1 protein-coding gene is annotated in these 562 nt (G+C 64.1%); it reads left to right on the top strand.

Annotation, left to right across the window (positions count from 1 at the left end; genetic code table 11):
* Positions 1–249: 249 nt before the first annotated feature.
* Positions 250–562, top strand: a 313-nt coding sequence (locus M3148_RS16940; RefSeq protein ID WP_251305903.1) for an ATP-binding protein, incomplete at its 3' end; no start/stop codon positions are given.

The following is a 562-nucleotide window of genomic DNA, read 5'->3' as shown; positions in this document are numbered from 1 at the left end:
TCGACTGGCCCTTGTCGCCGAGACCAGCCCCGAGGAGGTGACCACCACCGAACCCATCGGCGCCATCAGCGCCTGATCCAACCCCCCGATCTCGAGGACCGATACACCACTCCCCAGGGCTTGACCGGCCATCGTCAACCGGTGGCATTCGCCGGCCCCAGACACGCGCCGTTGCGATGACTCGGCATTAGAGTCGCGATGGTGGCAAGAGTTCTCGTAACCGGGATGTCAGGCACCGGGAAGTCGACCGTGCTCGAAGAACTGGAGCGGCGCGGCCACGTCGTCGTCGACACCGACTACGGCGGATGGACGCTCCCGGATGGCACGTGGGATGAACCCCGGATGTCCCAGCTCCTGGCCGATCATCGTGATGTCGTCGTGTCCGGCACCGTGGATAGCCAAGGCCGGTTCTATGACCGGTTCGATCATGTGGTCCTGCTCAGCGCACCGCTCCAGGTGCTGCTGCAGCGATTGAGGTCTCGGACGAACAACCCCTATGGCAAGTCGGAAGTGGAAGCGGGGGAGGTAGCGAACTACGTCGAGACAGTCGAGCCGTTGCTGC

Source organism: Georgenia satyanarayanai, assembly GCF_023715365.1.
GTDB lineage: Bacteria > Actinomycetota > Actinomycetes > Actinomycetales > Actinomycetaceae > Oceanitalea > Oceanitalea satyanarayanai_B.
Note: the sequence above shows the minus strand (reverse complement) of the source record. Positions and strands in the feature narration are given on the sequence as shown.